Genomic DNA, 19,513 nt, shown 5'->3' with positions numbered 1-19,513 from the left:
AGAACAGCTCCCTTGATGGCCTATGACCCAAGAAGTGAGAAAATTCTCATGTTTGGAGGTTACGTAGGAGGCTCTACCATTCGTGTTAATGACACATGGACATGGGATGGGGAGAACTGGGAGCAGCTCCACCCCACGGTCACGCCGCCTGCAAGAAGTGGTGGTGGTATGGCATATGACCCCATTTCAAATCGGATTATTATGTATGGCGGAGATGGTCGGACGAATTTTCTCGGAGATACCTGGACCTGGACAGGCACTGATTGGCAGGAGCTGACGCCTTCTGCTAGCCCTGGACTTCGGGGAGTTCCGTATATGGCCACGGATGAAAAAAATGGTAATATTGTCTTTTTCGGTGGTCAGTCTCAGACAGGGCCTACCAATGAAACATGGGTGTGGGATGGAGGTAACTGGGTTCAACAAGCACCTTCAACGAGCCCAACTCCCCGTGCTTTCGGGCAAATGGCCTACGATCCGGCCAATCAGAATCTTGTGATGTTCGGTGGAAACTCTAGCGGAGGTTTTCTTAACGATACGTGGACTTGGGACGGCGTAGACTGGACTCAACACATAACCACAAGTGCCCCAAACATACGGATGGCCTATGGTCTAGCCTATGATGGTGCGCATATCATCCTGTTCGGCGGCGAAATACTGGGATCCGGCGGACGAATGAACGATGATACCTGGTTCTGGAGCGGGACAGACTGGAGCCAACAGCCTCTTGTCACCAACAAGCGTGGTCATGTTGCTATGGTGTATGACCCGAAGCGTGACCAGCTCTTCTCATTTGGTGGTTATTCAGAAGTGATGGGTTCCATCATCAACGAGACCTGGACGTTACAATCAGCTCCAATCGTAGCAACAGGGGATGTGAACACCATCACCTCAAGCTATGCGGAGCTCTCAGGTGAAGTAGTCATACAAGGCAAGAACCCTGTGACAGAACGTGGTATTGAGGTGTATGATTCCAACTCTCATGCTATCAGGTATGCAAGCACAGCGGGTGGTGCGGGGAATTACTCCATTAAGGCGGCCAACCTTGCACCTGATGCCAACTATAGTTATCGCGCATATGCGATAGATCGCTATGGAATCACATACGCAAGCGAGATGAAGGGCTTCCGTACACCTACCAAGCCTCCTATCACATTGGACAGCTCTAGCTACAACCTGCAGTTGAATGACACACATCAAACTGTTGTTACAGGTGTATACGAGGAAGACAACTCCTCATATGTCATCACAAGCGGGGTAACGTTCAGCTCATCGGAGCCTCAAATAGCTACTGTGAACACCGATGGTCTGGTGACTGGACTCGCCGAGGGGACTTCCGTCATTACAGCGGTCTACAACGGAATGTCTGCTGCGGCCATTGTCAATGTACTGTATAGTCCACCTGCCGTTACCAATCTGTCTGTAGATAATGCGTCATACAACCTATTAAAGGGTGAAACGCAGCAAACGGTAACACAAGCGGTGTATGAAGATGGAAGCCACAAGGTCGTAAGCGAAGGAGTAACGTATACTTCATCCAATCCGAACGTTGCTACAGTCAATGAGCATGGACTAATTACTGCAGTGTCTAAGGGCAGTACGGTAATTACTATTGAATATGCAGGTAAATCCATTGATATTGTCGTGAACGTAAGGACTAGAAGCAGCAACGACGACAATTCTGGTAGTGGAGACAACGGTGGTGGCGGAGGCGGAACCAATAACTCTGCTCCAGGTACGACAGATGATCAGTCTTCATCGTCAGATCATGATGGCTCCGAAGTCAAAGACGAAGTAACTGGTGACACGATCGCTTCGACTACGGTGCAAAATGAAAACGGAGAACAGGTGACTGTTGTTCAAGTGGACAGCGACAAAGCAATCTCTGTGCTCGAAAAGACTGGACGAAACAAACTCGTCATCAATTCTGCAAGTGAGAATACGGTTAGGACACAACTGGATGCCAAGCTTACTCAGTGGCTTGAGAAACAAGATGGTTCTATCGAAATCAATGCAGGGCAAGGTAGCACGATTCTGCAAGCCAGACAGCTTCATACGGACAGAATCGCTAATCAATATGGCGCAGCAACGGAGTTGCAAAGCCTTCATTATAGCATCACCGTTTCCGGTGATAACACAGCACAAATGCAGGCCATTGAGCGGGCTGCAGCTGCTCGAAATCTCACCTTGGTAGGAACGGCAATCCATTTTGCTGTGACAGCAGAGTATCAAGGGGTACAAATCACTGTGCCAGATTTTGAGGAATATGCAAAATCGCTTATTTTATTGCCAGCAGGATACGATCCTAATCGTATTACCACAGGTATTGTGTACGATGAATCCCAGGTATCCTTCATGCACGTGCCAACTAAGGTTATACAACTGAATGGTCGATATTATGCACAAATTAACAGCTTGCTCAGCAGCGGGACGTATGCGCTAATTTGGAATGAAGAGGGCTTTGCTGATACGGTGAATCATTGGGCGAATGGCGCCATTGTGAACATGGCATCCAGACTTGTCGTTGAAGGCACCAGTGCTTCAAGCTTCGAGCCTAATCGTGAGATAACCCGTGCTGAATTTGCGACAATTGCTGTACGTGCATTCGGGCTTCAAGACCAATCGCGGGTAGGCAAGACATTTAGCGATGTGGACCAGAATGCCTGGTATCAGGATTATGTCAATACGGCTTCTGCATATGGACTCCTCACCGGATATGATGATGGCTCCTTCAAGCCTAATCGGAACATTAGCCGCGAGGAAGCGGTCGCAATCCTCATTCGTGCTGTAAAGCTGGCACATGTGGACACAGCCGCCAATAGCCTGTCTGAGCTTGAGTCGTATCAGGATGGGGATCTCGTATCTTCATGGGCTAGTGCCGCCGTAGGGTTCGCTGTACAACAAGGTATTGTGCAGGGGGATCAAGCAGGAATGCTGAATAGTCAATCCCCAGTGAGCCGTGCAGAGACGGCAGCATTGATCGAAAGAATTCTTAAGTTTGCAAGTCTGATCTAAACAACTCTGATCTAAATTAGAATGCCGTTAGAAATGCCATCAGAAATGCCTGAACAACCAAGAAGCCAGTCGTCAGTTCATGACGGCTGGTTTTTCATGAACAAGAATAATTATTCTGTTGAAATCATGGACTGAATTGCTTTATCATACGTAACAAGAATTCAACAAGAGTAGCAGGAAGTGAAGAAGAGCAGCAGGAAGTGAACAACAGCAGCAAGAAATTAGTAACAGTTAAGGTTGGATTAACTGATGGGCAATCGTTCAAAGCATGTAACGAACCGAGGTGAGCAGGGTGAATCGTATGTATAAGACGCTGAGAACGGATATGGAGCTGTTTGCTGCTGCCATGACACAGCTGCGCGTATATATCGTGTCTGTGGATGAGACGTGCCGGACAACCTTTGAGGATTTCGGTGGCACAGTAGAGCGCATTGCACCAGATTCGGTGACCATCGCTGGCAAAGTGTATGAACGCGATCAGTATGAATTCAGGGCTGCTGCCCATGTAGTTGACTAACGTTTAACAACGAAAGTTCCATGGCCAGATGGCTTATGATAAGCTAATGACATATAGCCATGTTGGAGGAAGGACGATAAGAACCCAATGACTAAGATGTTGACCAAGCCAGAAGCGATGATTTTTGATATGGATGGTACGTTATTTCAGACCGAGACGCTTCTAAGTCCCGTCTACCACAAACTATTTGCCCAACTACGGGCAGAGGGACTGTTCGAGGGAGATACGCCACCAGAGGAGCGAATGATGAACAGTCTCGGTATGCTGCTTAGCGACATTTGGATGAAGGTAATGCCGGACGCCAGTGACGCGGCGCGGGCACGAGCCGATATTCTGTTGCTGGAGCTGGAGATGGAGGGCTTGAAGGAGCAAGGAACACATCAGTTGTACCCGCAGGTGAAGGAGACGCTGCAAGCTCTTCATGATCAAGGAGTACGGTTGTTCGTGGCAAGTAACGGCCTGGAGGATTATGTGAAAGGAGTAGCGGCTGCCCATGAAATCATGCCATTGTTCGAAGGGGTCTACAGTGCGGGACAATACAATACGGCCACAAAGGTCGATCTGGTGAAGCTGCTGCTGGATCACCATGGTCTGTCCAACGCCTGGATGGTGGGTGACCGCTCCTCGGATGTGGAGGCAGGCAAGGAGAATGGTCAGACTGTCGTCGGTTGTGCCTATGCTGGCTTCGGAGGCGGTGAGGAGCTGCGTGGCTCAGATGTAATCATTAAGGATTTTACAGAGCTGCTGGCGCTATACTCATCGGCGAAGTAGTTGTAGCTGACAACAATCGGAACACATGCTATGAATAGTATGTGACGATATGAATAATAAGTAACGATATAAATAATATGTATAGAAGAGTCCCTTGTCTAGCGGGGGACTCTTCGTCTTCTTCCAGCAACCGTGGTGGAAGCCAGTTTGTTGCGGTGGATCCACAGTGCATATTCCAGTGGCCGCACGATCGCAAGTCGATAGATATCTTTCTCACCGATCTTTGAGAATACCTCACGAGCAGGCTTGGGATTGACCTCCAGTACATAAATGTGACCATGCTTGTTGATAGCCAGATCCAGAGCGAGCTCGCACAATGCACCGTACAAATTCTCCAGGTAGATAGCGATAGCCACACTGAGCTTCTCCGCATTGTGTCTGACTTCACGCCGAATATTCTCATCCGGTATCCATTGCTTCAGTAATTCTTGCATCGAAACGGCATTTCCACCTCCGTGCAAATTGGAGGTTACACTGCGGGGGGGACCGACCCTGCCAGCACCCCCGGTAAATTCCCATTGTCCCTGCCCATTCTTCTGTACGAGCATCCGGTAATCATGCACCCGTCCGTTGCCCAGCATGATCGGTATACCCTCTTGAATGAGGTAGTTGTGCATATTCCAGCTGGAAAGTGCAGATTTGAGCTTTTCAATGGGTATTCTCTTCGGTGGGATGATCCTGCGTTGCAGGTCCCTTCCCTGAACCAGATACAGATTTGTTTTGCCTGGAACGGGTTCGATGCGTAGTACCCCTCTCCCGCCAGTACCATTGATGGGCTTGAGGTAGAGGAGTGAATTGTGCTTCAGCATCTCGCGTACGTCACTGAATTGATGGAACAGACGTGTCGCGGGTAGATGAGGATAGAACTCAGGTACAGCCGCCAGGGCCTGATGAACGGTCCATTTGTTGCGGAGTGGACGATTCAGAAAGGTCAGATGCCCATATTGTCTACGGAATCGCTTCAACTGCTCGAAGCGGCTTCCTCGCTGTATCCGACACCGATCATAGATCATTTGTGGGAAAGCACGCCAGGAGCGAGTCCAGGCTCCACGAACAGGATCGTAATCCTGAGCAAGCAGCATTTTCTTGGTAGGGTGTAAGTCGGATGGGGTGAATACGAATACCTCCAGTCCCATCCGTCGGCCTTCCGTAATCATGCGCTGATAGACCTGACGGTCCTCAATCTGTTTGTTTTTATTAATGTAGAGCGTCATGATGCCTAGGACAGCTTCAGCCATGGTAATGCCCCTTCCTTGAAGGGAGGGCGTTCAGCTTGATCCAGCTTCCCTTCATACACGATTACGGTCTTACCTCCTGGACGACTAGTAATACCTGTAGCAGTAAGTCCAGCATGATAGCACATTTTTTTAGCAGCGGTGTGATCATGATCCACGGTACAGACCAGATATTCAAGCCGTGACAGCTGCTCCTGCAACAAGCGTCTTCCTAGTCCACGGCCACGGTATAGCGGTCTGATGACAACCATGCATAGCTCATGACCGAACCCTACAGCCAGACAAAAGCCGGCTATTTGAGGTCCCTGCTCTGTACGCACATAGGCATACAAGAGGGAGGCTCCTTCCTCGTTCAGTTGTTCTGTCGACAAGGTAGCTAGCGGTCGCAGCAGCTCTCTGCTGATCCGCAGGCCCCCGCATCTTCGGGCGAATTGTAAAAGACTTCGTCGTTGTATAATCCAATTGTCTGTCGAGTATTCCTCCATGGTCGCAATGTGCGTCAAGTTGTCACCTCCTAACCGCCTGTTTTGAGCTGATTGGCCAGATATGAGCTGTATTCGAAGATGCGCTCCAACGATTTACGGCGGATGTCCGACTCATCGAATTTCATGGGCTTCGCATTGGCCTCGAAGAACCACAAGTTCCCTGACCCATCGACGCCAAGGTCCATGGACATCTCCCCAAGGCTTGCGCCTGCTCCAATCTCAACCTGACGTGCAATCTGTGTGGCGGAACTGTAGACGCGCTGCAGCAGTGTGTTGCTCATGTCGGAGCCAAAGAGTCTGGACAACAGCGTCTCTGGATTCTCTACGCTTCCTCCGCGCGGGACATGAGTGGTAATGCTTCGTGCCCCTGCCAGTCGAGCACCGATTCCGGTGACGCTCCAGTGACCACGCTCATTCTTCTGGACCAGCACACGTAGATCGAACGGACGCTTGCGATAGAGTGTAAGCTCAATTCCTTGCTGGAAAATATATGGTGTGCTACCTGTCTCCTTGCGAATCCTCGCCCAGAGCTTTTGGAGATTTCCAGTCTTGTACGTTGTGCTCTTCCGAGTAGATTGGATCTTCAGCCGATAGGGCAGCAATTGCTCCTTGTTATACTTCAACAGCATGATACCTTTGCCGGCCTTGCCGCTTTCCGGCTTGAGATACAGAAAGGGAAATTCCTGCAGCATTTCCTCCAGACCGCTCGCATTATTCAGCTTCCGGGTAGCTGGTATGAATTTGCGAGTATTTTTGGAGGATTTAAGCCACTGAAATAGGTTCCACTTGTTGAAGAAGCTGGGGTTATACATGGCAATATCTTTTCGTTTACCCAATTCTCTTAGCTTGCGTCGTACAGAAGGTCTGCTCTCTTGGCTACGATTAGGAATGCGATTATAGACGACATGGGGGAGAGGGAAGCGACCAGGCTCCCACGTCCCCTTACTCTCGTTGAAGGTATATCCGCGGACAGTACCACCGGACAGTACCAGATCCTTGGCTGTTACGATATACACCAGATTCCCCAAGGATGTTCCTTTCTCCCATATATCCTGAAAGTTATCCAGATTTCCCTTCAATTTTTTACCGGTGCCTCGAACGGTCAGAATAGCGAAGACTAGCCTCTCCTCCATGCGAATGTTCACGCGTCCTCCCTCCCCTGGAACTTACTCAGGTAAAGGCAATGATCCAGAATGTGGTCAATGGATGCTTTTCCTTCAGAGCGCAGCGAGGGATGGTGGAAGATCGAGCGGCCTGGCTTGGCATTAGCCTCGAACATCCAGACCTGCTCGTTGTGGTCAATGCCCAGGTCAAATCCGATTTCTCCAAGTAGATGCTTATGCTGGGACTCAATTGCCTGTGCAAGGATAACCGCAATCCGCTTCATATTCTGAAGTACTTCGCCTGAACGAGACCCGAAGCTGCGACTGAGCGCCCGTTCAGGGGTTAGAAGTGAGCCGCCATTTTTGATATGCGTCGTTACACTACCTTTTCCAGCCTTCTTGGCGCCAATGCCGACGACCACCCATTGATTGGAGCCGTTCTTGTGCATGTGGAATCGGAAGTCAATCGGACACTCATCCAGCTCAATCAAATGGATTCCCTGCTGAACGACATAGCCTCGCATGGATTGACCCAGTCTGGCCTGAAGCATTCGCATCAATTTGTCAAAGGAAGAGAAGCGCAGCAGTGCATTACTGCCCCCGCGCCTGTAGCGAAGATAATATCCCTTCTGCGGCGTGTAGGTTAATTTATAGATACCTTTCCCAAGGCTGCCTGCACTAGGCTTGTAGTAAGCCATTTGATGACGCTGCAGAACCTGGGCAATCTGATCTCTGGTCGGATTCATATAAGATTCTGGTATATATTTGCTGACTGACGGCATATTCTCAAGCAACCTGTAAATATCCGATTTGTTGAAGAAGCTCCAGTTGAAGAACGGAATTTTCTTGCGAATGAATCGCTCCCGCAGCATGTTCGTGGAGGGCGAGAAGTCGAATTTTCGACTGGGCAGCCGATTATAGACGACATCCGGAAGAGGCACCCTCTTGCGCGTGAACTCTCCTTTATCGCTCAGAAAGTAGCCATTCACGGTCTCCTTGTTCCAATCAATGTCCCTTGGTGCAAAGGCAAATATATAGGCTCGCTTGTTCCCCTCTCGCAGCAGCTGTCTGATAAAGCCGGTTCGCGAGCCGAAGGGCTGGCTTGTCGACCCGGAGCCATCGGACAGTACACCGATTAGTGGCCCGAGCTGTACGACGCCGTTCTGTGTATTTCGCAGGTAGACAGTACCTGCCTTGGGGATATTAATGGCATTGCGGATGCCATTAGCCAGGTATAGATGCTTGCCGGGCTTCCGAATGGTACGAACAGCAGCCGGAATTCGGCCTCTGCCAAGCCGCAGATGGATCTGTTTGCCACCTGCAAGGTTGAGGCTCTTCATCAGGTTGGTCGAAATATACACAACCTTCTCGGGCTGTCCCGTAAAGTGAACATTACAATGGGTCAAACTCATCTATTTATCCTCCTATCCCGACAGCCTATAGGGCCCGCGTGGCAATGCGGCAGCCGGGTCAGCTGGGCTGTTGACTTGGAAATGAGCTTCTGGTGAATGGCTTGCTGTCATCCTGTCTTGTCGATCGTGCTTCCCTATTAAATAGCGGGCGTATTGCAGGGGGCGATATATGGATTGGCGGGCACTTGTCAGGTCCTCTAGTCCGAAAAAGGCTGATCTGCCAGGCCTTGAATTGACCTCCAATAGCCAGATGCGGCGAGAGGTGTCTACGCCAAAGTCAATTCCAAGCTCCCCGAGACTGCCGTAGTGCGCCTCAATCAGACTGGGAAGCTTGAGTGCAAGCATCTCTAATCTCTGCACAAGAATCGCTGCCATCTCTTGCCCAAACAGCTCCTCCAGATAAGCAAGAGCTTGATGAGCGCTTCCTCCACCATGGAGATTGGAGGTTAGCCCCTTCGGGTTGTTACCTTCCCGGACCACAAGTCCAGTCAGGGTCCAGATGCCCGCAAGGTTCTTCTGGACCAAGGCACGCACGTCAAACGGCCTGCCCCCCCGGCCCCTCAGGTCAAGGAAGGGCTGCACAATATAGCGCTGCCCGGCAATATATTCGTCTACCCAGTCGATTGCTGTATCCAGGCTCTGGAAACGAAGGCTGAATGACTGGTTACGGTGGTTGCGGCCAGCTACCGACAGGTACTTCCCGTCCGGGGAGGACACCACGGCTAGCACACCTTTACCGTGAGTACCAGCTTGAGGCTTCAGGAACAGTCTGGGCTGTTGCTGGAGCTTGTCGCGCAGCAGCCTCCCCCCATAGTAAGGAAGCGTAGGGGGTAGCACGGGACGAAGTTGGTAATCGGTGGCAAGCTTCTTATACACATGCCATTTTCCGGGTAATCCTCTAGACCAGTAGCGCAGTGGTCGGGCTGCTTGCTCCGCTAACCGCTGGAGACCTAGGCGGCTGGAAGCACGTCGTTCGCTCCCGGACTGCCGATCGTAGATCAGATCGGGCAGAGTTATGCGACTCCTGATCCACCTTTTGTCCCGGTAGATGTAACCGGATATCGAGCCGTGCTGTGGCTCAATGCCATCCGCTGTGAAGATGAGTACAGTTAGTCCATAGCGCCTTCCAGATTGGCAAAGTCGGCGGCAGAATACAGCTTCGGCGATGGGTGGCGATCCTGTTCTTCGGTTCACGATGACTCCCAGTATGCGATGAGGAGCAGCAGCTTCAGCGTGTACGGACATGGATATCAGCCTCCTTGCACCGCTGTCAATGCAATTCAGCCAAATAACAGCAGTAATCAATCATTTTTTTGACCGAAGGGCGAATTTTCTGGTCACCCAGCGGTGTGTTGTCATTCTTGGATGGCTTGGAGTTCACCTCAATTAGCCAGACATGGCCTGAAGTATCCAATGCAAGGTCTATTCCCAATTCACCAAAATGGGCAGGGATCGACTGCTCCACACCGGATGCAATCGCAAGTGCGGCTGTCTTCAATGCTTGATAGGCGTTGCTCTTGACTGAAGAAGACAAGGAAGTCTTGGCGACGGCCTCCTTAACGGTACTGAGTGAGCCACCTCGTGCCAGATTCGAGACGAAATGACTTCCTCCCGCGATCCGAGCCACAATCGAGGTGACACTCCAGACGCCCTTCTTGTTCTTCTGCACCAGAGCGCGAAAATCAACGGGGCGTTTGCTGTGGTCAATGAGCGGAAGACCTTGCTGGATCTGATAGCGGGTCGTTTTCATTTTTCCCGAGATGCCTGAGAACATTTTTACGATACTGGGATAGACCTGCTTCTTCGGTGCACTGGTGGATGTCGTAAGTGTAGTGAAGGTGCCGTCTACATTTTTGGTGATCCGAATGATGCCTTTGCCAAGACTACCTCGTACGGGCTTCAGGAACACGCTGCTGTAGGTAGAGCACATTTTCTTAAAGGTAAGGTAATTATCCAGCAGGTGAGATTCTGGCAGATAGCGTCTTAGCTCTTTGTTGTGCTTCAGGGCGTCAAAGACCTCATTCTTATCCAGAAATTTCTCGTTGAAGACCGTCGAACCATACCGTAATTTTACTTCTTTCATGAAATACTGTACGCTAGGTTTGTTCTCGAGCTTGCGTGAGGTAAGCCGATTGTTGACTACATCTGCCGTAGGCAGAACCGCTTTTTTCCAAGACCCATCGTAGACCCAGCCGTCAACGTGACCGGGATGGGAACGAATATGATCGGGTGTGAAGAAGTAGACATAAGCGCCCTGTTTAGTGCAAGCACCGGCCAGCTCACGACAAAAATGGGTGATTGTACCGAATGGTCTGTCCGTCTGATCCGGAAAATCCCGGCTAATCAGGACGCCAATCAGCGGCCCCATGCGCAGGGTTCGACTGGGAGTATGGCAGGAGACGCGCAGGACACTGCTGGAAGTCAGACCCAGCTTATGTGCAAGGGCATTCCCCATGCGGATGCCATGTATTCCAGGTGCAGATATAGCTGTGATCTCTTGGCGGAATGAGCCGAATACGAGCTGCAGAGGATGCCCGGTCTGAATCTTCCATAGCTTCAGCAGTTGATCACTGATCATAAGAACGTCATCCTGCAGCAGGCCCGATCCGATGACTTGAACCGATACTTTTTTACTGGACATCGTGGATCTCCTTCCAGGCAGCAACTAGAGGTTAAGGCTGTATGGGCTGCGTCAGCACATTGCATGTAGTTCATCATATGAGGACATATATACCTTGGTGATTGACCTAATCCGTTAAATTGAATGGTGCTTCAACAATGTTAGGGAGGATGAAGAAGAATGAGTATTTATGACAAGGCGCATGATTTGGCAAAGGCTCTCAAGGAGAGCGGTGAGGTAGAAGAGATTACGGCAGCGATGAAGCTGGTCGATGCAGATCCCGAAGCCAAGCGCATGCTGGACGAGTTCAGACAACGCCAGATGGACGTGCAGCAGCGGATGATGAGTGGAGATATGCCGCAGCAAGAAGAGATTGAGAGCATGGAGAAGCTTTTCGAGGTGCTTAGCAGCAATCTTAACGTCCGTCGTCTATTTGATGCGGAGCGCCGTCTGAGCGTCATTATTGAGGATGTCAACAAGATCATTACGGAAAGCCTGCAGCATTTGTACGGCACTTCTCAATAAGATTGACTCATATCTTGTCCGACTTCCTCATAGACTAGAAACATAGAGTAGGAAGCGAGTACAGCTTTCCTAAGTCTCAGGTGGGAGGAAGGTTAGGATATGAAGTCTTTTAAGAAGTGGAAGCATGGCTTATATTTACTGATTGCTCTAGCGATGCTCATTATCGCACTGCCGCGAATTCCTTTTGGTGGAGAAATGGGACTGGTAGAGCTATTCGGAGCTGTATGGGTGTTATTCTCGCTGATGGTGATCGGTGCCAACCTGCATTTTCTGCTGGGTGTGGATGAGGAGAAACGGGCAGCGTTAGAGCGAGTGCGCAAGGCCAAGCTGCAGCAATGGCAGCTGAAATGGGATGAGGAGCAGCAGGATGCTCTTAGAGGCAAGTCCTCTTGAAGGGCTGAAGCTTAATCTAATGTACCAAGCTGGTAGGACAAGATATGTATCTTGTTCTGCTGGCTTGTTTGCTATTGACCGGGAGGATACGGGGATAGGCTATTTGATGAACCTACGCTGAGCTGAGAAGGTGACATACCTATCTTTGAAATGGAGGTGGATATGATATAATGAGTACAGATTAATACAGATTGCTCGCAGGGGGTGTAACAGTTGTGCAGGGGTTCGACGAAACGGTCACGAAGCATGAACAGCTATTACGACATATTGAACAGCTGAAGGTGGGCACCAAAATATCGGTCCGCAGATTGGCCAAGGAGATGGCTGTTAGCGAAGGGACCGCCTACCGTGCTGTAAAGGAAGCCGAGAATCTCGGCATTGTCATTACGAAGGAACGGATCGGAACGGTTCGGGTAGAAAAGCGGCCACGTGGAGTTTCCGAGCAGCTGACCTTTGCGGATGTGGTGAACATCGTTGAGGGGCATGTACTTGGCGGTAGCGAGGGTCTGGCCCAGCCGCTTCACAAGTATGTCATCGGTGCGATGAAAGTGGATGCCATGGCACGTTATATTGATCCAGGTAGCCTGCTCATCGTCGGTAACCGAGAGAATGCACACTCCTTGGCATTAGAACAGGGAGCTGGTGTGCTCATTACAGGGGGCTTTGGTACAAGCCGTGAAGTGAAGCAACTGGCCGACAAGCTTAATTTGCCGATTATCTCCTCACGTCATGATACCTTTACGGTAGCCTCTATGATTAACCGGGCCATATTTGACCGCCTGATTAAGAAAAAAATTATGCTGGTCGAGGATATTGTCTCGCGCAAGGGCAAGCCCCACACACTGAAGATCAACAGCACCGTTGCCGATCTGGAGGCACTGGCTGAAGCAACCGGAGAACAGCGTTTCACAGTAGTGGATGAATGGAACCGTCTCATCGGCATTGTGGGACGAAAGGATATTCAGCATCTACAGGGTAATCAGTCTATTGAGAAGTGTATTCTTCGTAGCCCGATTACAGCCTTGCTGCAGACCTCTCTGGCCTCGGCTGCGCAGATTATGACCTGGGAGGGCATCCATTTCCTGCCGATCATTGACCGGAATCGCAAGCTGCTTGGGTCTGTGTCTCGCAAGGAGGTGCTGACAGCCCTCCGAGACGCCCAGAAGCAGCCACAGCTAGGAGAGACGTTCGATCATCTGATCTGGAGCGGCCTTGCAGAGGAGCGCGGACCGGAAGGGGAGCTGATGTTCAACGGCTTCATTATTCCGCAGATGGCCACGAATCTGGGTACGATCTCAGAGGGAGTGCTGATCAATATTATGACCCAGGCGGGCTGCCGCGTCGCCAAGGACCTGACAGGCAATGACCATGTGCTGGATCAGATCAGTAGCTATTTTATCCGTCCGGTACAGATTGAGGATGCTGTCGTCATTCGCTCATCAGTGATGGAGGTTAGCAGGCGAACCTGCAGATTGGAGATTTCTATTTTCCGAGAGGAGCTTATCGTCTGCAAATCGGTGCTGACCCTGCATTCCATTGACCATGGGTGAAGCAAGATCAGGCCAGCTCATTTCAGGAATGACAGGGCTTCCCGCTTGGAGTGGCTCTATGCTCATGTGATGCGTTCATGTCCTAGCTTCGTATATACGGGCGCATCTCCACCCAGATTTGCAGCACGCCTTCTACCGCTAGCATCGTCTTGACCTGAATGGAGTATTCTTTCTCGCGTACGGTATATATTTTGCGGTTGAGCAGAACACGGACCATCTTGCTGTCTGTATCAATCTCGAATATATCCCGTCCGCGCAGCACCTCCAGATCCTCATGCATCTGCCGCAGTATATCCTTGACCTCGATCGCCGAGATTTTATCTGCGCTTGTCTGCTCAGCCCGGACCTTAATCTCTTTAATCACACTATGTCGGTTGCTGTGCTTGCGCAGAGTCTCATTATCCTCCTCTGCCTGGTCCAGCTGAATGCGCAAATCCTGATTGTGCATCCAGAGCGCGTTATAGCTGGTATGCCAGATCGCATTGTATATAATGCTTCCCGCGACCATGCCAAGCACGAAAATACCTGATTGTCTCAAGAAGCTCCTCATATGCTAGCTACGTCCCCCGTTACATACCCATTTGACCAGCTCCGTCCCCATGTGTGCCCCCAAGAAAGCAAAGATCAGATATAGAATCTGCTTGATGGCTGGTGAAAGATTGCCATCCAGCACATTGCTCTCAATGACCCTCATGGGGTCAATGGTTCCGCCCACGGCCGCGGCAAGCGCCCAAATTTTAATTTTGCCTGCGATATCCAGCATCGTTTGCGTAGGTGGCTGCAAGGCGATCACGGCTCCGACTCCTCCCAGCATAGCCCCGCCCAGCACAATGCCAAATGCAATGAAGAAATCCAGAATAGCTTTGGTTAGAAATGTACTCATCATGTCCCTCCCTTTCTCACTTTTGGCTTGTGGTGATCCTCTGTGCCAACTTCTATGGTTGCTTATGTCCTGACGATATGGCCTTGTGCCAAGTCTTGATCAGGCACGATAGAGCCTGTACTTTTATTGTATGGGCGCGAGGTGCCAGGTTATGATAAAATAGTTCCAAAGGGAACAGACATTCCTACCGATCTGTTCAACAAGCGCCGAAAGGATGCGAAGCGCATGAGTTCATTTGTTCACCTGCATACGCATAGTGAATATAGTCTGCTGGACGGTGCAGCCCGGATCACGGAGCTGGTCGAGCAGGCTGCTGCATACGGAATGAAGGCTTTAGCGCTGACAGACCATGGGGTTATGTACGGGGCTATACCTTTCTATAAAGCATGTCAGGCACGAGGCATTAAGCCAATCATTGGCTGCGAGGTCTATTTGACTGCAGGCTCGCGCAAGGAGCGTGGCAGCCGCAAGGATCAGCCAATCTATCATTTGATATTGCTCGCACGTAATATGAAGGGCTACCAGAATCTGATGAAGCTGTGCTCCATCGGTCATCTGGAGGGCTTTCATTATAAACCACGTATTGATATGGAAAGTCTGGCGACCTACGGTGAGGGCATCACCTGCTTGAGCGCCTGCTTAGGAGGCGAGGTACCGCAGCATTTGCTACATGGCCGGGAGCACGAGGCGCGGGCAGCAGCGAAACGCTACAAGGACATCTTCGGAGAGCACTTCTACCTGGAGCTCCAGGATCATGGGCTGCCCGACCAGAAGCGTGTGAATGGACTGCTGGTCGAGCTGTCTCGCGAGCTGGACATTCCACTCGTATTAACGAATGATGTGCACTATCTGACGGGTCCGGATGCTGAGGTTCAGGATGTGCTTATCTGCATTGGCACGGGGAAGACGCTGGAGGATGAAGAGAGATTCCGTATTCCGACAGATCAGCTCTATATGAAGAGTGCTGAGGAGATGGCACGCTTATTCCCACATTTGCCAGAAGCCATGGCCAATACAGTGCTTATTGCTGACGAGTGCCAGCTGGAGCTGGAATTCGGTCATTATATATTACCAGCTTATCGTCCGCTGCCAGAAAGCATGTCTCCTGGCGAGTATCTACGGTCTCTGTGTCTTCAGGGGCTGGAGGATCGTTATGCACAGGATATCCGCTGGCATGATGAGGAGCAACGCAGACAGCTGGAGGAGCGGCTTGATTATGAGTTGAATACGATCGAGAGCATGGGTTTCAGCGACTATTTCCTGATCGTCTGGGATTTCATCGCTTATGCCCATCAGCAGGGAATTGCAACCGGGCCAGGACGTGGCTCGTCTGCTGGTAGCCTCGTAGCGTATGTACTCAAGATTACGAATGTAGATCCAATGAAATACCAGCTGCTCTTCGAACGCTTCCTGAACCCGGAGCGGATCAGCATGCCGGATATTGATATTGACTTCAGTGACGAGCGGCGGGATGAGGTTATCGACTATGTCGTTGCCAAATACGGCAAGGAGCATGTCGCCCAGATTATCACGTTCGGGACGCTCGCGGCCAGAGCGGCAGTGCGTGACGTAGGGCGCGTGCAGAATGTTCCCTACGGCGAGGTAGACAAGGCAGCGAAGCTCATTCCGGGCCAGCTCGGCATTCATATCCGTAAGGCTATGGAGATCAGCGAAGGGCTGCGGGAGTTATATGAGACGAAACCGGCTACCCGTGCGATGCTCGATATGGCGATGAAGGTAGAAGGAATGCCAAGACATGCGTCTACGCATGCCGCCGGTGTCGTGATTTCGCGTTCGCCCCTGACGGATGCTGTGCCACTGCAGGAGGGAGGAGAAGGCGTACCCCTGACCCAATACGCGATGGAGAGTCTGGAGTCGATTGGCCTTCTCAAGATGGACTTTCTCGGCTTGCGTACGCTATCCATTATTGAGCGCAGCCTCCGATGGATTGGAGAGGAATATGGTACGACGCCTGATTTTAATCAAATCAATGATGATGATCCGTTAACCTATGAGCTGCTTGGACGAGGCGAGACGACAGGTGTGTTCCAATTAGAGTCTGCAGGGATGCGCAGAGTGCTCAAGGATATGAAGCCAAGCAGCTTCGAGGATATTATCTCGGTGCTCGCATTGTATCGCCCGGGTCCAATGGAGTTCATTCCGAACTACATTCAAGCCAAACATGGAGCAATAGAGGTTCGATATCCCCACCCTGATCTGGAGCCTGTCTTGAAGGATACTTATGGCATTATCGTGTATCAGGAGCAGATTATGCAGATTGCTTCCCGAATGGCGGGCTTTTCGCTGGGAGAGGCGGACCTGCTGCGTAGGGCTGTATCCAAGAAAAAGCGTGAGGTGCTTGACCGAGAGCGGGGGCATTTCGTGGCAGGAAGCATCAACAAGGGCTATACGGAGGCGGAAGCGGATGTGGTCTATGACATGATCGTTCGCTTTGCTGATTACGGCTTCCCGCGTGCGCATGCCGCTGCCTACGGCGTATTGGCCTTCCAGACAGCCTATCTGAAGGCTCATTATCCGGTTCAGTTCATGGCTTCCATGCTGACGGCGGTGATGGGGAGCCATCGCAAGGTGGCGGAGTATGTCGTGGAATGTCGACGCATGAACATGAAGGTGCTGCCGCCAGACGTGAATGAGAGCGGTGTACTGTTCACGCCGGTAACGCAGAATATTCGATTCGGACTTGCAGCCATTAAGAATGTCGGAACGCAGGCTATGGAAAGTATTCTAAGTGAGCGGAAGGAGCGTCCTTTCGACAGCTTGCTAGATTTCTGTCGTCGCGTAGATCTGCGGGTGTGCAACAAGAGAGTGATTGAGTCACTGATCCAGGCAGGGGCCTTCGATTCTCTGCCAGGGCACAGAGCCCAACTACTGACGATGCTTGATGAGACGCTTGAGGCTGCGTTGAAGTGGCGCAAGGAGCGTGAGGATCTGCAAATTCAGCTGTTCGATTTCGATGTCCTGGAGACGCCGAACTGGGAAATTAACTATCCTGACGTACAGCCTTACAGTGCTGGCCAGCAGCTGGAGATGGAGCGTGAGCTACTGGGTCTCTATCTGTCCGGCCATCCACTGGATGACTGGGACGAGGAGCTGGTGGCTGCTGGTATAGACAAGCTCATGCAGCTGTCGGAGGCTACGGATGAGTCGGTGATCGTTACCGCAGGCATGGTCGTATCCATGAAGACGATTACGACGAAGCAGGGGAAAGAAATGGCCTTTATGGAGCTGGAGGATCAGATTGAGCGCTGCGAAGTCGTATTGTTTCCTGAAGTCTGGAGAAGAAGTCGTCCGCATGTGGAAAAAGGAGCGTTGCTTGCCATTCGTGCGAGAGTGCAGCAGCAGGACGAGGGCTTCAAGCTGCTTGCCGATGAGGTAGCTCCGCTGAGTGGAGAGCATCTACAGCGTCTGCTGTCACGCCGGAGCAGTAGCTCCAGACGTCCTGCCTCTGGACGTGCGCAGGGCAGTCCGCCTGCTGCTGTCACTGCAGCATCCGTTGCAGTGACAGCACAGAAGGTGTCCTCTGCCGTACTGGATCATGCTTCCCGTACAGATGGACGAAGTGCACAAAATGTCGACAGTCGTCATGAATCTGCATTGGTGAAGTCCTCGGGAGAGTCTGGCCAAAGGGTTACCAAGGCCCATGCCGCAGCCAGCCGTGCTATCGAGGGTGCTATTGGAGCTGGGACAGGCAGGGAGACTAACGACCAGGCAAATCTATCTGATAGAGCAGGAGTGGAGCAAGACAGAAAGAGTGGCTCGGATCAGCGAATCTTTATCAAAATCACCAAGGAAGCTGAAGCGGATGCTGGACTGCTGAGCATGGTGAAGTCTGTACTGGAGAAGCATGAGGGTGATCTGCAGACGGTTCTTTTCTACGAAGGGAGCCAGCGCTTGCTTGCACTGAGTGATGCCTACCGGACCAAGCCTTCCCCGGAGCTGTTCCAACAGCTGGAAAAGCTATTGGGCCAAGGCACAGTCCGTGTGAAGTAAGCTTATGGCAAGAACAATTCAGAAAGCTGCTGCATACACATGAGAACACCGGCTAAAAGTATCTCCGCAGCAACTTGTCCATGGGTGTTCATGGTGCGGAGCAGGAGGGAAGCTCATGTCACAACAGTATGCTGAGGCGCTTCTGCAGCGCAGAGGGGTCAAAATCGAGGACATTGCAGACATCGTCTATCATCTACAGAGCAAATATTATCCTGACCTGACGTTTCAGGAATGTGTGGATAGCGTCAGGTCTGTGCTTGGCAAGCGTGAGGTTCAATATACTTTGTATACAGGAATAGCGTTGGATGAGCTGGCGGAGCGCAAGCTGCTGCCAGAGCCTCTGCAGACCATTATGGAGGCAGATGAGCCGCTGTATGGCGTGGATGAGACGATGGCACTAGGGATTACCAGTGTATATGGTATGATTGGGCTAACGAGCTTCGGCTATGTTGACAAGGACAAAACAGGAATTCTGGAGCGTCTGAACCGAAAGACAGAAGGTATTCACGTTTTTCTGGATGATCTGGTAGCGAGTCTGGCGGCCGCAGCATCCGCCCGTATTGCCCACGGAAATGCACTGGCTCGCAATTATCCACCCCCTACATCTTAAATTTGAAATAGCTCCCGACCAGCTGTCGAAGCTTGTACGGCGGGCATTAGGAATGCTAATTGCCCTCTTGAAGGAAGAGGGCCTTTCTTGCGGGAAAAAAGTAAGGTATGTTATCATGAGTTCATTAATACGGACTCGAGAGACATTTGCCTAGGGGGTTACAAGGGTGTGGACGGTGATCTACATTGCACCAACTGCCAAAATGGCTGATATGATCAAGCTCAAGCTGTCTGATGAAGGTTTTATGGTGAAGACACGGGCCATAAGTGCCTCCAAGCAGCAATTTGAGATCCTCGTCCCTTCTGGAGAAGTGGAAGAAGTTCAGGAAGTGCTGAATGCCATCCTGCATCCTTAGACCTATGCACCCACGCACGAACAACTGGCAT

The 19,513-nt window shown here is 51.1% G+C and carries 17 protein-coding genes; 9 read left to right on the top strand and 8 right to left on the bottom strand.

Annotated features, from left to right (window positions below; translation table 11 throughout):
- Positions 1-48: 48 nt before the first annotated feature.
- From D328_RS0116300 to D328_RS0116290, 3 genes are all read left to right on the top strand, one after another.
- A complete protein-coding gene (locus tag D328_RS0116300) occupies positions 49-3,012 on the top strand; it encodes an S-layer homology domain-containing protein (protein WP_233426210.1) in 2,964 nt (987 codons plus the stop codon).
- Positions 3,013-3,313: 301 nt separating this feature from the next.
- Positions 3,314-3,529: a hypothetical protein gene (locus D328_RS0116295; RefSeq protein ID WP_018886091.1), complete on the top strand. Its 216-nt coding sequence runs from the start codon at positions 3,314-3,316 to the stop codon at positions 3,527-3,529.
- A 96-nt stretch (positions 3,530-3,625) separates the two neighbouring features.
- Complete coding sequence (locus tag D328_RS0116290; protein ID WP_018886090.1) at positions 3,626-4,300, top strand: HAD family hydrolase; 675 nt, start codon at positions 3,626-3,628, stop codon at positions 4,298-4,300.
- 98 nt (positions 4,301-4,398) lie between these two features.
- Here D328_RS0116290 and D328_RS0116285 read toward each other — a convergent pair whose 3' ends face one another.
- Genes D328_RS0116285 through D328_RS0116260 form a run of 6 tightly spaced genes read right to left on the bottom strand, consistent with a single transcriptional unit; the run spans position 4,399 to position 11,176 of the window.
- Positions 4,399-5,538: a YheC/YheD family endospore coat-associated protein gene (locus D328_RS0116285; RefSeq protein WP_018886089.1), complete on the bottom strand. Its 1,140-nt coding sequence runs from the start codon at positions 5,536-5,538 to the stop codon at positions 4,399-4,401.
- Positions 5,520-6,038 (bottom strand): GNAT family N-acetyltransferase, encoded by a 519-nt coding sequence (locus D328_RS0116280; protein WP_018886088.1) that lies wholly within the window; start codon positions 6,036-6,038, stop codon positions 5,520-5,522. Before D328_RS0116280 ends, D328_RS0116285 begins: the two co-directional genes overlap by 19 nt.
- An 11-nt stretch (positions 6,039-6,049) precedes the next feature.
- Positions 6,050-7,165: a YheC/YheD family endospore coat-associated protein gene (locus D328_RS0116275; RefSeq protein ID WP_018886087.1), complete on the bottom strand. Its 1,116-nt coding sequence runs from the start codon at positions 7,163-7,165 to the stop codon at positions 6,050-6,052.
- A complete protein-coding gene (locus D328_RS0116270; RefSeq protein WP_018886086.1) occupies positions 7,162-8,535 on the bottom strand; it encodes a YheC/YheD family endospore coat-associated protein in 1,374 nt (457 codons plus the stop codon). Before D328_RS0116270 ends, D328_RS0116275 begins: the two co-directional genes overlap by 4 nt.
- A 12-nt stretch (positions 8,536-8,547) precedes the next feature.
- The gene (locus D328_RS29315) at positions 8,548-9,780 is read right to left on the bottom strand and encodes a YheC/YheD family endospore coat-associated protein (RefSeq protein WP_018886085.1); all 1,233 of its coding nucleotides are present in this window, start codon (positions 9,778-9,780) and stop codon (positions 8,548-8,550) included.
- Positions 9,781-9,805: 25 nt separating this feature from the next.
- Complete coding sequence (locus D328_RS0116260; protein WP_018886084.1) at positions 9,806-11,176, bottom strand: YheC/YheD family endospore coat-associated protein; 1,371 nt, start codon at positions 11,174-11,176, stop codon at positions 9,806-9,808.
- Positions 11,177-11,335: 159 nt separating this feature from the next.
- Between D328_RS0116260 and D328_RS0116255 the strand changes: the two genes are divergently transcribed.
- The 3 genes from D328_RS0116255 to D328_RS0116245 all read left to right on the top strand — a co-directional run bounded on the left by D328_RS0116255 (position 11,336) and on the right by D328_RS0116245 (position 13,623).
- On the top strand, positions 11,336-11,680 hold the full coding sequence (locus tag D328_RS0116255) for a YlbF family regulator (protein WP_018886083.1): 345 nt from the start codon (positions 11,336-11,338) through the stop codon (positions 11,678-11,680).
- Between the two features lie 99 nt (positions 11,681-11,779).
- Positions 11,780-12,073, top strand: a complete 294-nt coding sequence (locus D328_RS0116250; RefSeq protein ID WP_018886082.1) for a hypothetical protein — start codon at positions 11,780-11,782, stop codon at positions 12,071-12,073.
- A 215-nt stretch (positions 12,074-12,288) separates the two neighbouring features.
- Positions 12,289-13,623 (top strand): DRTGG domain-containing protein, encoded by a 1,335-nt coding sequence (locus D328_RS0116245; protein WP_018886081.1) that lies wholly within the window; start codon positions 12,289-12,291, stop codon positions 13,621-13,623.
- Between the two features lie 82 nt (positions 13,624-13,705).
- Here the strand turns inward: D328_RS0116245 and D328_RS0116240 are convergent, their stop codons facing one another.
- Together D328_RS0116240 and D328_RS0116235 are read right to left on the bottom strand one after the other, a co-directional pair.
- The gene (locus D328_RS0116240) at positions 13,706-14,173 is read right to left on the bottom strand and encodes a hypothetical protein (RefSeq protein WP_026281223.1); all 468 of its coding nucleotides are present in this window, start codon (positions 14,171-14,173) and stop codon (positions 13,706-13,708) included.
- Positions 14,174-14,176: 3 nt separating this feature from the next.
- Complete coding sequence (locus D328_RS0116235; protein ID WP_018886079.1) at positions 14,177-14,506, bottom strand: YtrH family sporulation protein; 330 nt, start codon at positions 14,504-14,506, stop codon at positions 14,177-14,179.
- A gap of 225 nt (positions 14,507-14,731) precedes the next feature.
- Here D328_RS0116235 and D328_RS0116230 point away from each other — a divergent pair, with 225 nt between their 5' ends.
- The 3 genes from D328_RS0116230 to D328_RS0116220 all read left to right on the top strand — a co-directional run bounded on the left by D328_RS0116230 (position 14,732) and on the right by D328_RS0116220 (position 19,482).
- On the top strand, positions 14,732-18,517 hold the full coding sequence (locus tag D328_RS0116230) for a DNA polymerase III subunit alpha (RefSeq protein WP_018886078.1): 3,786 nt from the start codon (positions 14,732-14,734) through the stop codon (positions 18,515-18,517).
- A 115-nt stretch (positions 18,518-18,632) separates the two neighbouring features.
- On the top strand, positions 18,633-19,127 hold the full coding sequence (locus tag D328_RS0116225) for a phosphatidylglycerophosphatase A family protein (RefSeq protein ID WP_018886077.1): 495 nt from the start codon (positions 18,633-18,635) through the stop codon (positions 19,125-19,127).
- A 166-nt stretch (positions 19,128-19,293) separates the two neighbouring features.
- Positions 19,294-19,482: a hypothetical protein gene (locus tag D328_RS0116220; protein WP_018886076.1), complete on the top strand. Its 189-nt coding sequence runs from the start codon at positions 19,294-19,296 to the stop codon at positions 19,480-19,482.
- Positions 19,483-19,513 lie beyond the last annotated feature (31 nt).

Origin of the sequence: Paenibacillus massiliensis 2301065 = DSM 16942 (assembly GCF_000377505.1) — a bacterium.
GTDB lineage: Bacteria > Bacillota > Bacilli > Paenibacillales > Paenibacillaceae > Paenibacillus > Paenibacillus massiliensis.
The sequence above is the reverse complement of the archived record's forward strand: the minus strand, read 5'-3'. Positions and strand labels throughout refer to the sequence as shown.

Excerpts from the sequence above, each read along its gene's own strand:
- D328_RS0116235 (WP_018886079.1), bottom strand. The coding sequence starts at position 14,506 with ATGAGTACATTTCTAACCAAAGCTATTCTGGATTTCTTCATTGCATTT.
- D328_RS0116255 (WP_018886083.1), top strand. The coding sequence starts at position 11,336 with ATGAGTATTTATGACAAGGCGCATGATTTGGCAAAGGCTCTCAAGGAG.
- D328_RS0116250 (WP_018886082.1), top strand. The coding sequence starts at position 11,780 with ATGAAGTCTTTTAAGAAGTGGAAGCATGGCTTATATTTACTGATTGCT.
- D328_RS29315 (WP_018886085.1), bottom strand. The coding sequence starts at position 9,780 with ATGTCCGTACACGCTGAAGCTGCTGCTCCTCATCGCATACTGGGAGTC.
- D328_RS0116295 (WP_018886091.1), top strand. The coding sequence starts at position 3,314 with ATGTATAAGACGCTGAGAACGGATATGGAGCTGTTTGCTGCTGCCATG.
- D328_RS0116290 (WP_018886090.1), top strand. The coding sequence starts at position 3,626 with ATGTTGACCAAGCCAGAAGCGATGATTTTTGATATGGATGGTACGTTA.
- D328_RS0116270 (WP_018886086.1), bottom strand. The coding sequence starts at position 8,535 with ATGAGTTTGACCCATTGTAATGTTCACTTTACGGGACAGCCCGAGAAG.
- D328_RS0116240 (WP_026281223.1), bottom strand. The coding sequence starts at position 14,173 with ATGAGGAGCTTCTTGAGACAATCAGGTATTTTCGTGCTTGGCATGGTC.
- D328_RS0116230 (WP_018886078.1), top strand. The coding sequence starts at position 14,732 with ATGAGTTCATTTGTTCACCTGCATACGCATAGTGAATATAGTCTGCTG.
- D328_RS0116300 (WP_233426210.1), top strand. The coding sequence starts at position 49 with ATGTTTGGAGGTTACGTAGGAGGCTCTACCATTCGTGTTAATGACACA.
- D328_RS0116260 (WP_018886084.1), bottom strand. The coding sequence starts at position 11,176 with ATGTCCAGTAAAAAAGTATCGGTTCAAGTCATCGGATCGGGCCTGCTG.
- D328_RS0116225 (WP_018886077.1), top strand. The coding sequence starts at position 18,633 with ATGTCACAACAGTATGCTGAGGCGCTTCTGCAGCGCAGAGGGGTCAAA.
- D328_RS0116285 (WP_018886089.1), bottom strand. The coding sequence starts at position 5,538 with ATGGCTGAAGCTGTCCTAGGCATCATGACGCTCTACATTAATAAAAAC.